Source organism: Xylanibacter ruminicola 23, from assembly GCF_000025925.1.
In the GTDB taxonomy this organism is placed as follows: Bacteria; Bacteroidota; Bacteroidia; order Bacteroidales; family Bacteroidaceae; genus Prevotella; species Prevotella ruminicola.
On sequence record NC_014033.1, the window covers coordinates 2527310 to 2538629 of the forward strand.

Annotated in this window: 22 protein-coding genes; all 22 read right to left on the bottom strand. The window is 46.1% G+C overall.

Translation table 11 applies throughout. The features are described from left to right. Positions 1-3: 3 nt before the first annotated feature. The 22 genes from rplO to PRU_RS10915 all read right to left on the bottom strand — a co-directional run bounded on the left by rplO (position 4) and on the right by PRU_RS10915 (position 11302). Positions 4-450, bottom strand: coding sequence for a 50S ribosomal protein L15 (gene rplO, locus PRU_RS10815; RefSeq protein ID WP_013064744.1), 447 nt, complete (start codon positions 448-450; stop codon positions 4-6). Positions 451-476: 26 nt separating this feature from the next. After that, on the bottom strand, positions 477-653 hold the full coding sequence (gene rpmD / locus PRU_RS10820; protein WP_013063208.1) for a 50S ribosomal protein L30: 177 nt from the start codon (positions 651-653) through the stop codon (positions 477-479). Positions 654-667: 14 nt separating this feature from the next. Then, the gene (rpsE, locus tag PRU_RS10825; RefSeq protein WP_028902366.1) at positions 668-1180 is read right to left on the bottom strand and encodes a 30S ribosomal protein S5; all 513 of its coding nucleotides are present in this window, start codon (positions 1178-1180) and stop codon (positions 668-670) included. A gap of 6 nt (positions 1181-1186) precedes the next feature. Further along, complete coding sequence (rplR, locus tag PRU_RS10830; RefSeq protein ID WP_033149489.1) at positions 1187-1531, bottom strand: 50S ribosomal protein L18; 345 nt, start codon at positions 1529-1531, stop codon at positions 1187-1189. A 34-nt stretch (positions 1532-1565) separates the two neighbouring features. Then, positions 1566-2135, bottom strand: a complete 570-nt coding sequence (gene rplF / locus PRU_RS10835) for a 50S ribosomal protein L6 (protein WP_013064742.1) — start codon at positions 2133-2135, stop codon at positions 1566-1568. A gap of 14 nt (positions 2136-2149) precedes the next feature. Then, positions 2150-2545 carry a 30S ribosomal protein S8 gene (gene rpsH / locus PRU_RS10840; RefSeq protein ID WP_013064141.1) on the bottom strand — a complete coding sequence of 132 codons (396 nt, stop codon included), beginning with the start codon at positions 2543-2545 and terminating at the stop codon, positions 2150-2152. A gap of 80 nt (positions 2546-2625) precedes the next feature. Further along, entirely contained in the window at positions 2626-2928 is a 303-nt protein-coding gene (gene rpsN / locus PRU_RS10845; RefSeq protein WP_013063532.1) for a 30S ribosomal protein S14, read from the bottom strand. 5 nt (positions 2929-2933) lie between these two features. Continuing rightward, positions 2934-3491: a 50S ribosomal protein L5 gene (rplE, locus tag PRU_RS10850; protein WP_013065667.1), complete on the bottom strand. Its 558-nt coding sequence runs from the start codon at positions 3489-3491 to the stop codon at positions 2934-2936. Continuing rightward, complete coding sequence (rplX, locus tag PRU_RS10855) at positions 3491-3808, bottom strand: 50S ribosomal protein L24 (RefSeq protein ID WP_013065652.1); 318 nt, start codon at positions 3806-3808, stop codon at positions 3491-3493. Before rplX ends, rplE begins: the two co-directional genes overlap by 1 nt. Before the next feature lie 33 nt (positions 3809-3841). Then, a complete protein-coding gene (gene rplN / locus PRU_RS10860; RefSeq protein WP_013065032.1) occupies positions 3842-4207 on the bottom strand; it encodes a 50S ribosomal protein L14 in 366 nt (121 codons plus the stop codon). Positions 4208-4209: 2 nt separating this feature from the next. After that, the gene (gene rpsQ / locus PRU_RS10865; protein ID WP_013063072.1) at positions 4210-4476 is read right to left on the bottom strand and encodes a 30S ribosomal protein S17; all 267 of its coding nucleotides are present in this window, start codon (positions 4474-4476) and stop codon (positions 4210-4212) included. A 2-nt stretch (positions 4477-4478) separates the two neighbouring features. Next, the gene (gene rpmC, locus PRU_RS10870; RefSeq protein WP_013065209.1) at positions 4479-4673 is read right to left on the bottom strand and encodes a 50S ribosomal protein L29; all 195 of its coding nucleotides are present in this window, start codon (positions 4671-4673) and stop codon (positions 4479-4481) included. Between the two features lie 6 nt (positions 4674-4679). Further along, positions 4680-5108: a 50S ribosomal protein L16 gene (gene rplP / locus PRU_RS10875; RefSeq protein WP_013065278.1), complete on the bottom strand. Its 429-nt coding sequence runs from the start codon at positions 5106-5108 to the stop codon at positions 4680-4682. A 25-nt stretch (positions 5109-5133) separates the two neighbouring features. Then, positions 5134-5856 carry a 30S ribosomal protein S3 gene (gene rpsC, locus PRU_RS10880; RefSeq protein WP_013064542.1) on the bottom strand — a complete coding sequence of 241 codons (723 nt, stop codon included), beginning with the start codon at positions 5854-5856 and terminating at the stop codon, positions 5134-5136. A 2-nt stretch (positions 5857-5858) separates the two neighbouring features. Beyond that, complete coding sequence (gene rplV, locus PRU_RS10885) at positions 5859-6266, bottom strand: 50S ribosomal protein L22 (protein WP_013064877.1); 408 nt, start codon at positions 6264-6266, stop codon at positions 5859-5861. A 40-nt stretch (positions 6267-6306) separates the two neighbouring features. Beyond that, positions 6307-6573, bottom strand: a complete 267-nt coding sequence (gene rpsS, locus PRU_RS10890; RefSeq protein WP_013065476.1) for a 30S ribosomal protein S19 — start codon at positions 6571-6573, stop codon at positions 6307-6309. Positions 6574-6594: 21 nt separating this feature from the next. Continuing rightward, positions 6595-7422 carry a 50S ribosomal protein L2 gene (gene rplB, locus PRU_RS10895; protein ID WP_013064908.1) on the bottom strand — a complete coding sequence of 276 codons (828 nt, stop codon included), beginning with the start codon at positions 7420-7422 and terminating at the stop codon, positions 6595-6597. A 5-nt stretch (positions 7423-7427) separates the two neighbouring features. Further along, on the bottom strand, positions 7428-7775 hold the full coding sequence (gene rplW, locus PRU_RS10900) for a 50S ribosomal protein L23 (RefSeq protein WP_013065472.1): 348 nt from the start codon (positions 7773-7775) through the stop codon (positions 7428-7430). Between the two features lie 16 nt (positions 7776-7791). Further along, a complete protein-coding gene (gene rplD / locus PRU_RS10905) occupies positions 7792-8421 on the bottom strand; it encodes a 50S ribosomal protein L4 (protein ID WP_013063016.1) in 630 nt (209 codons plus the stop codon). Between the two features lies 1 nt (position 8422). Next, a complete protein-coding gene (gene rplC, locus PRU_RS10910) occupies positions 8423-9037 on the bottom strand; it encodes a 50S ribosomal protein L3 (RefSeq protein ID WP_013064246.1) in 615 nt (204 codons plus the stop codon). Positions 9038-9885: 848 nt separating this feature from the next. Then, a complete protein-coding gene (locus tag PRU_RS16140) occupies positions 9886-10029 on the bottom strand; it encodes a hypothetical protein (protein WP_013064897.1) in 144 nt (47 codons plus the stop codon). 4 nt (positions 10030-10033) lie between these two features. Further along, positions 10034-11302, bottom strand: coding sequence for a hypothetical protein (locus tag PRU_RS10915; protein WP_013065697.1), 1269 nt, complete (start codon positions 11300-11302; stop codon positions 10034-10036). Positions 11303-11320: the final 18 nt, after the last annotated feature.

Here is an 11320-nt window from a genome sequence, read left to right on the forward strand (position 1 = left end):
ATGTTAGATTTTTGTTGCGTTACCACCTACTGCCTTGATTGCCTCTTCAGCAGTCTTTGAGAAAGCGTTAGCTTCTACGTCAACCTTAGCCTTGAGCTCACCGTTGCCAAGAACCTTTACCAGCACCTTGCCATTGGTAAGACCAGCAGCGATCAACTCCTCAATGCCGATCTTGGTGAGGTTCTTCTCCTCAGCAAGCTTCTGCAGTGTAGAGAGGTTAACTGCAAAGTACTCCTTGTGGTTGATGTTCTTGAAACCAGACTTCGGAACGCGACGCTGGAGTGGCATCTGACCACCTTCGAATCCAATCTTTCTCTTATAACCAGAACGAGCCTTGGCACCCTTGTGACCACGAGTAGAAGTACCACCCAGACCTGAACCAGGTCCGCGACCGATACGACGACTTGAGTGGGTAGAACCCTCAGCCGGCTTTAAATTATTCAGTTTCATAATCGAATCTACTTTTAAAATGTTAATTACTCAACTACTGTTACCAGGTGGTGTACCTTACGGATCATACCACGGATTGAAGGAGTATCCTCTACCTCAACAACCTGAGAGATCTTGCGCAGGCCGAGAGCCTCGAGAGTGCGCTTCTGATCAACTGGATAACCGATCTTACTCTTAATCTGCTTTACCTTAATTGTTGCCATAGTTATTTTCTCCTTTAACCTCTAAATACTTTATCCATACTGATTCCACGAGTACCTGCTACAGTATAGGCATCACGCATCTGACTCAGAGCTACGATAGTTGCCTTAACCAGGTTGTGAGGGTTAGATGAGCCCTTTGACTTAGCGAGCACATCCTTGATACCAACACTCTCCAGTACGGCACGCATAGCACCACCGGCAACAAGACCGGTACCAGCAGCAGCTGGCTTCAGGAATACCTGAGCACCGCCGAAGCGAGCCTCCATCTCATGAGGGATGGTACCCTTGAGTACGGGAACTTTAACAAGATTCTTCTTAGCTGCCTCAACACCCTTGGCGATAGCTGCTGTAACCTCACCAGCCTTACCAAGACCCCAGCCGATGATACCGTTGCCGTCGCCGACAACTACAATGGCTGCGAATGTAAAGGTGCGACCTCCCTTTGTTACCTTGGTAACACGGTTGATGGCAACCAGTCTGTCTTTCAACTCTACGTCACTATTTACTTTAACTTTGTTCATTGCCATAATCGTTTAGAATTTAAGTCCACCTTTACGAGCTGCGTCTGCAAGCGACTTTACGCGGCCGTGATACAGATAACCGTTACGGTCGAAGACAACGGCGCTAACGCCAGCCTCCTGAGCCTTCTTGGCTACCAGCTCACCTACCTTCTCAGCCTGCTCGATCTTAGGCATAGCCTCGAGACCCAGTGAAGATGCAGAAGCAAGTGTTTTACCTTCCAAATCATTGATCACCTGAGCATAGATCTGCTTGTTGCTGCGGAAAACGCTCAGACGAGGACGCTCGGCTGTGCCGAATACGTTCTTACGAATTCTATATTTGATCTTAATTCGTCTTTCTACTTTCTTTGTTGTCATAATCTTCAATTTTTAATGATGTTAATTTTCAAGATTACTTAGCTGAAGCTGACTTACCCGACTTACGACGGATAACCTCACCCTTGAACAAAATACCCTTTCCTTTGTAAGGCTCAGGCATACGGAAAGAACGAATCTTAGCACAAATCAGACCGAGCAGTGCCTTGTCGCATGACTCGAGGATAATCTGAGGATTCTGGTTACGCTCAGACTTGGTCTCAACCTTAACCTCCTTAGGAAGCTGGATGAAGATGGGGTGAGTATAACCCAGAGCGAACTCGATGATGTTACCCTGGTTAGAAACACGGTAACCTACACCTACGAGCTCCATCTCCTTCTTATAACCTTCGCTTACGCCTACTACCATGTTGTTAACAAGCGCACGATACAGACCGTGGAAAGCCTGCTTCTGCTTGATGTTAACAGGGCTGTTCTCGTCGATCTCAAACTTAATCTGACCGTCCTCGATAGTCATCTTGATTGAGGGGTCAACCTTCTGTGTCAGCTCTCCCTTTGGACCCTTAACGGTTACAACACCGTCCTTGTCCTGAGCAACAGTAACGCCTGCAGGGATACTAATTGGCAATTTTCCTATTCTTGACATATTCTATCCTCCAATTAATATACATAGCAAAGAACCTCACCACCGATCTTCAGGGCTGCGGCCTCTTTGTCTGTCATTACACCTTTAGACGTGGAAAGGATGGCAATTCCAAGTCCGTTAATTACTCTCGGCATGTCTTTGTAGCCAGTGTACTGGCGAAGACCTGGGGTTGAAACTCGCTTCAAGCACTTGATAGCGTTTTCACGAGTAGCTGGGTTGTACTTCAAAGCAACCTTGATAGTACCCTGAGGACCATCCTCGATGAACTTGTAGTTCAGGATGTAACCCTTCTCGAAGAGGATCTTAGTGATCTCTTTCTTCAAGTTTGACGCAGGAACCTCAACGACACGGTGATGTGCCATGATGGCGTTTCTGAGTCTTGTCAGATAATCTGCTATTGGATCTGTCATAAAAATAAATGTTTTAATTAATCGGGACTACCCCGACAATATTAAATTAATAAATCTCTTTTTTGCTTAAATCAGGTAGATTACCAGCTGGCCTTCTTTACTCCAGGAATCAGACCGTTTGATGCCATCTCACGGAACTGGATACGAGAAAGACCGAACTGACGCATATATCCCTTTGGACGACCTGTGATCTTGCAACGGTTGTGCAGACGGATAGGGTTAGCGTTCTTAGGGATGCTCTGCAACTTGCGAGCTGCCTCATAAGCCTCTGCGGGATCCTCAGTAGTAGCGATCACCTTCTTCAGAGTTGCACGTTTCTCAGCGTAGCGAGCAACGAGCTTAGCGCGCTTTACCTCGCGGGCTTTCATTGATTCTTTTGCCATATCTCTTAATCGTTTTTAGCGTTCTTGAATGGAAGACCGAAAGCCTTCAGCAGTGCGAAACCTTCCTCGTCGGTCTGAGCCGATGTAACGAAGGTGATGTTCATACCCTGAATGCGGTCAACTGAATCGATATTGATCTCTGGGAAGATAATCTGCTCCTGGATACCCAGTGTGTAGTTACCACGGCCGTCGAACTTGCTCTCGATACCCTTGAAGTCGCGGATACGAGGGAGAGCGATGCGAACGAGCTTCTCGAGGAACTCGTACATGCGCTCACGACGAAGAGTTACCATCACACCGATAGGCATCTTCTTACGAAGCTTGAAGTTTGCGATATCCTTCTTAGAATATGTAGCAACTGCCTTCTGACCACAGATAGCGGTAATCTCGTTGATAGCAACCTCGATAATCTTCTTATCCTGAGTAGCGTCACCAAGACCCTGGTTTACTACGATCTTCTTCAGGACAGGAATCTGCATTGCAGAAGTGTAGTTGAACTGCTTCTGAAGAGCAGGAGCGATCTTCTCCTTGTACTCTTTCTTTAACTGTGCTGTATTTGCCATTACTTAATCTCCTCTCCTGACTTTTTAGCGATACGAACGACATTCTTACCCTCGCGCTTGATAGCAACACGGGTAGCCTTGCCACTCTTCGGATCAATCAAACTAATATTCGAAATGTGAATAGGAGCCTCCATCTTCACAAAGCCTCCCTGAGGATTCTTGGCGCTTGGCTTGGCACTCTTGTTCACCATGTTGATACCCTCTACGAGAGCACGCTGCTTGTCGGTCAGAACCTTCAGTACCTTACCAGTCTTGCCCTTGTCCTCACCGGCCAGAACGATGACTGTATCGTTTTTCTTAATATTGAACTTTGCCATTTCTCTTAACTCTTAACTGTTAATTATTAACTATTACAGTACCTCAGGTGCCAAAGAAACGACCTTCATATTCACGGCACGGAGCTCACGGGCAACGGGGCCGAAGATACGGCTACCGCGGAGCTCACCTGCATTGTTCAGCAGTACGCAGGCATTGTCGTCGAAACGGATGTAAGAACCATCAGCACGACGGATTTCCTTCTTAGTGCGAACAACCAAAGCCTTTGATACTGCACCCTTCTTTACATCACTTGTAGGGATCGCGTTCTTGATAGACACAACGATGATATCACCTACGCTGGCATAACGGCGCTTGGTACCGCCCAATACACGGATGCAGAGAGCCTCGCGTGCACCGCTGTTGTCAGCTACTGTAAGTCTTGATTCTGTCTGTATCATAATTACTTAGCTTTTTCTACGATGTTAACTAATCTCCATCTCTTTGTCTTTGACAGAGGACGGGTTTCCATAATGAGCACTGTATCACCTACATTGCACTCGTTATTCTCATCGTGTGCGTGATACTTCTTTGTCTTCTGGACAAACTTACCATACATAGGGTGCTTCTCCTTGAACTTGGCTGCAATAACAATGGTTTTATCCATCTTGTTGCTGATAACGACACCCTGTCTTGTCTTTCTTAAATTTCTTGTTTCCATCTGGACCATTGTTATTTATTAAGTTCTCTCTGATGAAGTTCTGATTTCATTCGTGCGATATCGCGACGAGCGGCCTTAATCTGAGATGGATTCTCAAGTGGAGTGATTGCGTGGTTCAACTTCATCTGGTTGTACTTTGCAACCTCAGCCTCAATGCGCTCTGCCAGATCCTTGGTCTCGAGCTCTCTTACTTCTTTAATCTTCATACTCAATTAAGCGTTTTTATCGAAATCACGTCTTACAACAAACTTAGTCTTTACGGGCAGCTTCTGAGCACCGAGGCGAAGAGCCTCCTTAGCGATGTCGAAAGGTACACCCTCTACTTCAAAGAGAATACGGCCTGGTGTAACAGGTGCAACCCATCCTGCGGGATCTCCCTTACCTTTACCCATTCGCACGTCAGCAGGCTTGCGAGTGATTGGCTTATCAGGGAAGATGCGAATCCATACCTGACCTTCACGGTTCATATAACGATTGATAGCAACACGGGCTGCCTCAATCTGGCGGCTGTCGATCCACTTTGCATCCAAAGTCTTGATGCCGAAGCTACCGAAAGCCAGTGTTGTTCCTCTGTGGGCGTTGCCTTTGTTGCCGCGTCCATCCTGAGGTCTTCTATATCTTACTCTTTTGGGCTGTAACATAATAAGTTTCTACTTTAAATCGTTATTACTTCTTCTTATTACGGAACTTTCTGTCACGACCATTACCGCCGTTAGAGCGACCATTTGATTTCTCCTGAGTGAAGTTAGGTGCGAGGTCAACGTTTCCGTAAATCTCACCACGGCAAATCCATACCTTGATACCCAGAATACCAACCTTGGTCAGAGCCTCAGCGTGGCAGTAGTCAATGTCAGCACGATAAGTGTGCAGAGGAGTACGACCCTCCTTCAGCATCTCGCTACGTGCGATTTCAGCTCCATTAAGACGACCTGAAATCTGAACCTTAATACCCTCGGCACCAGCACGCATTGTGTTCTGGATAGCCATCTTGATGGCACGGCGATAAGCGATCTTACCCTCTACCTGGCGAGCGATGTTGTTGGCAACAATCGTGGCATCGAGCTCAGGACGCTTTACCTCGAAGATATTAATCTGAATCTCCTTATCATAGAGCTTCTTCAGTTCTTCCTTCAGTTTGTCGACATCTTGTCCACCTTTACCAATGACGAGACCTGGACGGGCTGTGCAAATAGTAATGGTAACCAGCTTCAATGTGCGCTCGATGACAATCTTCGATACGCTGGCCTTAGCCAGACGCTCGTTCAGGTACTTACGGATTTTCTGATCCTCTACCAGGTTATCTCCGAAGTCCTTGCCTCCGAACCAATTTGAATCCCAACCTCTTACGATTCCAAGACGGTTGCTAATTGGATTAACTTTCTGTCCCATACTTATTCTTTTACATCATTAGTTTTAGCATCAACAAACAGAGTCACGTGATTAGAACGCTTGCGGATACGATAGCCGCGACCCTGTGGTGCAGGTCTCATTCTCTTCATTGTAACACCCTCGTCAACGAATACGCGAGTGATGAACAGCTCACCATCCTCAGCCTTGCGATCGTTCTTGGCTTCCCAGTTAGCGATGGCCGAACGGAGGAGTTTCTCTACATTAGCTGCAGCTGCCTTCTTCGAGAAACGGAGTACACCCAGAGCGCGATTAACCTCCATGCCGCGGATCATGTCCACAACATAGCGCATCTTGCGGGGTGAAGAGGGGCAGCCGTTGAGCTTGGCAAAATACTGTGTCTTAAGTGCTGCTTTTCTTTCTTCAGCCTTAATATGTTTTCTTGCTCCCATTTTAATTCTTTAATTTTTTAATTCTTAATTCTCCCTGGGATTACTTCTTGTTACCGGCGTGACCACCGAAACGACGTGTAGGTGCAAACTCTCCGAGCTTGTGACCAACCATGTTTTCTGTAACGTAAACAGGGATAAATTTGTTACCGTTATGAACTGCAACAGTGTGTCCCACGAAATCGGGTGAGATCATTGATGCTCTGGCCCATGTCTTAACGACATTCTTCTTACCACTCTCATTCATAGCGAGAATCTTCTTCTCGAGTGATACGTTGATGTATGGACCCTTCTTTAATGAACGACTCATAATTTACTCTAATTAACTTGTTTACTTCTTGTTAGCTCTTTCAATAATGTACTTGTTTGAAAGCTTCTTAGGTGCACGAGTCTTAAGACCCTTAGCGTACAAGCCCTTACGTGAACGTGGGTGACCTCCAGACTGACGTCCTTCACCACCACCCATTGGGTGATCATGTGGGTTCATAACTACACCACGGTTGTGAGGACGCTGACCCAACCAGCGAGAGCGACCAGCCTTACCTGATGCCTCCAGAGCGTGATCTGAGTTACCTACACTACCTACAGTTGCTTTACAAGCTGAGAGAATCTGACGAGTCTCGCCTGAAGGAAGCTTGATTACACAATAGCTACCCTCACGAGAAGTCAACTGAGCGAAATTACCAGCCGAACGAACCAGCTTGGCACCCTGACCAGGACGCATCTCAATGTTGTGGATGACTGTACCTACAGGGATGTTTGCCAAAGGAAGGGCGTTACCAACCTCGGGTACTGCATCAGCACCCGACATCAGAGTTGCACCAACCTGCAGTCCATTAGGAGCAATGATATAACGTTTTTCACCATCAGCGTAGAAAAGAAGTGCAATGCGAGCTGAACGGTTAGGATCGTACTCGATTGTCTTTACTACAGCTGGAACACCATCTTTCTCTCGCTTGAAGTCGATCAGACGATACTTCTTCTTGTGACCGCCGCCCATGTAGCGAACAGTCATCTTACCGGTGTTGTTTCGACCACCGGTTGAACGCTTACCGTAAACGAGAGACTTCTCTGGCACGGATGCAGTAATATCCTCGAACGTGCCAATAATCTTGTGTCTTTGACCCGGAGTTACGGGCTTTAATTTACGTACTGCCATTTTTATTACTGAATATTGCTATAAAAATCAATTACATCGCCCTCCTTAAGAGTAACGATTGCCTTCTTGAACGCGTTCTTCTGACCCTTGATCAGACCAGCCTTAGTGTAGCGTGAGCTACGCTTGCCGGCGTAACGAACAGTGTTCACGTCGATTACTGTAACATTGTACAGAGCCTCAACCTCATTCTTAATCTCAAGCTTATTAGCCTCAGGACGAACGATGAAACCATACTTGGCCTCAGCCTTCTTGGTACGCTCCTCGCCCTTTACCTTATAAGTTTTCTCTACAGAAGACTTGTCTGTAATCTTGGTCATCTTCTCAGTGACCAGGGGTTTAATGATAAATGCCATATCCTTAGTCCTCCTTTTACTTGTTTAAGATACCGTCGATAGTCTCGAGAGCCTTCTCAGTGATAACGAGTGCATCAGCGTTCAGCACCTTGTAGGTGTTAACCAGCGAAGCCTCCATTACCTCTGTGCCCTGCAGATTGCGAGCCGACAGATATACATTGTTATTAGTACCTGACATTACGAAGAGAGTCTTCTTGCCGTCAACCTTCAGGTTCTTTGCAATGTTGATGAACTCCTTAGTCTTAGGAGCCTCCATGGTGAAGTCCTCAACAACTACGATTGCATTCTCCTGAGCCTTGTATGACAGAGCTGACTTACGAGCAAGAGCCTTAACCTTCTTATTCAGCTTGAAGCCGTAGTCACGAGGTGTAGGACCAAACACACGACCACCACCACGCAGCAGAGGTGAGTTGATATCTCCGTGACGGGCACCGCCGCCACCCTTCTGACGTCCAAGCTTACGAGTAGAACCAGAAATCTCGCTTCTCTCCTTTGACTTAGCTGTACCCTGACGCTGGTTAGCGAGATACTGCTTAACGTCCAGGTAGAGAACGTGGTCATTAGGTTCAATACCGAAGATAGCCTCGTTCAGAGTTACCTTACGTCCGGTCTCCTGACATTTGATATTCAATACGCTAACTTCCATCTTACTTGTTAATTAAAACAGTTGAACCATTATAACCAGCGCAGCTACCCTTAACAAGGATAAGATTGTGCTCTGGAATTACCTTTAACACTTTGAGGTTCTGAGTAGTAACTCGATCGCCTCCCATCTGGCCGCCCATGCGCATTCCCTTGAATACCTTGGCGGGATAAGAACAGGCACCGATAGAACCTGGCTTACGCAGACGGTCGTCCTGACCGTGAGTAGCCTGGCCTACGCCACCAAAACCATGACGCTTCACAACGCCCTGAAAACCTTTACCTTTTGAAGTTCCTACAACGTCAACAAACTCGGCACCCTCGAAGATGTCGACTGTAACGGTGTCACCGAGATTCAACTCGGTATCAAACTTGAACTCGGCCAAGTGGGCCTTTGGTGTAGTGTTAGCCTTCTTGAAGATACCCATCATTGCTTTTGTGGTATTCTTCTCCTTCTTCTCACCGAAGGCGAGCTGAACAGCCTCATAGCCATCCTTCTCAACAGACTTAACCTGAGTTACAACACAAGGACCAGCTTCGATAACAGTGCACGGTACATTCTTACCGTCGGCACTGAAAACGGATGTCATTCCGATTTTTCTTCCAATTAATCCTGGCATTTCAGTTTAAAAATTAATAATGTTTATAAAATATATAATAAATGTTCCTTTTTAAGTGGCTCTCGCAACTTCCGTGCACACAAAACACCCACTTAAAAAGGAACTTCAACTACTTCGTTTTCGAAGGCTAAGTCGCTATTTATCAGGGCATTGTTAGCTCCACGGCCAGCGCAATACTCACTTTTGCGGGTGCAAAGGTACAAATAATATATAATATACACAAATATTATTAAGGCTTAGTAGTAACTTTTAAGTATTTTTATACCTTACACCTCCAAAAACTAAACAATTCTGGCTTTTGGAAGCCGAGGTAAGGTATGTGTTGTTCAGATAATCTGCGTGTGCTGTCCAGATAATCTCTATCAGTTGCTCAGATAATCCCTATAGGGGTATAGAGATAATCCGAACGAGTGGTTCGCTACGTCTGAGCAAGGCATAAGTGCCATCCCAACAAACTATATGCTTCTAACATTATCGCCATTAAAAACAAATTCACCACTAACTTGCTGATATTTAATACATTACATATAATATGTGATTTAGTGAATTAGATATATATAACTTTTAGTATACAAAAAAGGAAAATGTATAACATTAATATTTTTGAATAGAAAAATGTTGCATATTATAAATGCACTAAATCACACTTTCAATCAGATTAACAAGCCAAGTTATTGATATTCAACCACTTGCCCCATCAAAAAACCCATCTTTTTTTTATATCAAATTGATTGAACACAAAAAAAAGAATCCTCTTGCAACCTATTTTATAAAGTTGCAAGAGGATTGAGGTCATATAGCAGTTATTCCATACTGTTCATGTCAGGGGCATCTATAGATGATTCTTTTTAACCTAACCAGTCATCGAATTCTGGTGCATCTGTTGGATCTGATGTGTCTGGAAATTTATCGCCACTACTTATCAACAATGCACCCTGATGGCGCAGTTCTATCACCTGTACAGATGGCTTAATATATACTTTCTTTTTCATATCCTTACTTAATTATAACCTTTTTACCATTATGAATATACAGTCCTTTCTGTGTGGGCTTGGCAGAGAGCTTACGTCCGCTCATGTCGTACCAACCACCAAAGTCAATCTCACCCGTCTCGGTGTCGAGTGTACCGATGGCTGTTGTGCCGCCCTGATTGTCGTCGTCATCCTGATTACCAGGTCCTACATTCGACAGTAGTCTGACTACGATGCTACTGGGCAGTTCATCTATGGTTCCACGCGTCATGCTACGAGTATTATTGGGTGTGCTGTTCCAAATCAGATAGCAAGTCATCGGACGGATCTTGGCACCGCTCTTAGCTTTCACAAAGTCGCCCACCTCAATATCATCCTTCTGTACTCCTGCAAATCCATAGACTCGCCCAATCTCCGCAGCGTTTGCACCGCCGGATATCCATTCCTTATATTCATACGTTCCCTTGAACGTCCAGTTACTACCCTTATCGGCTTTCTGACAATTGCCGCCACCCTCTGTACAGAGCGCCACGCCCTCGTTAGGGATGGTGAACGTGATGCCCGTCGCTGTCGGCATAAACAGATATGGCGTATTGGCTGTCAGCGTAGTCACGTTGTTGGTGCCGTCGCCCGGCTCCTTCATGGTGGCTACCCACTGCTCATTTTCTTTCTCTACGCCTACAAACTCATAGAACGAGCCGCCCTCGCTGCCCGTGCAGATATAATCAAATGGCAGCATTACTGTCGACGCCTTACCCACGGTGAACGTGCGGTTATACGTCACGTCATCCACCGTTATTGCTGTCGGAATGTTGATGGTTGCCGTCGATGTTCCATCAATGGTTGCAACCTTACCGCTTTGGTCTTCAGAAGTAGTCAGGGCTCCATAGTTAGTCACCTTCGGAGTAATGGTAAACATCGCCTCCTTAGAGCCAGCATAGTTGGCCATGCCGGTGATGGTATAGGCATGGTTGCCAGAATCCTGAATTGGGCCGCTCGGAGCAGTCACGGTGTAGTCGGTATTCTCGGTCAGCACTGTCTCGCCGTCCTTCACAGTGATGACGGGTGTCAATTCGCTGCCCGTCCATGTCTGCGACGGAATGGTGACGGTGATGTCATTATTCGCCAGCAGTTTCTTCACATCTGCTGTCACCGTTACGTCGTTATCAGGCATGATGATGGTATAGGTGCCGTCACCGTTGTCGGTCATGAGTTGTTGTGCGCGGGCTTCGGGGGCGACGATGACCAGAAGCAGCAGGAGGGCAGCGCGAAGTATATTCTTATTATGTTTCATTGCATTCTTTTGTTTTTG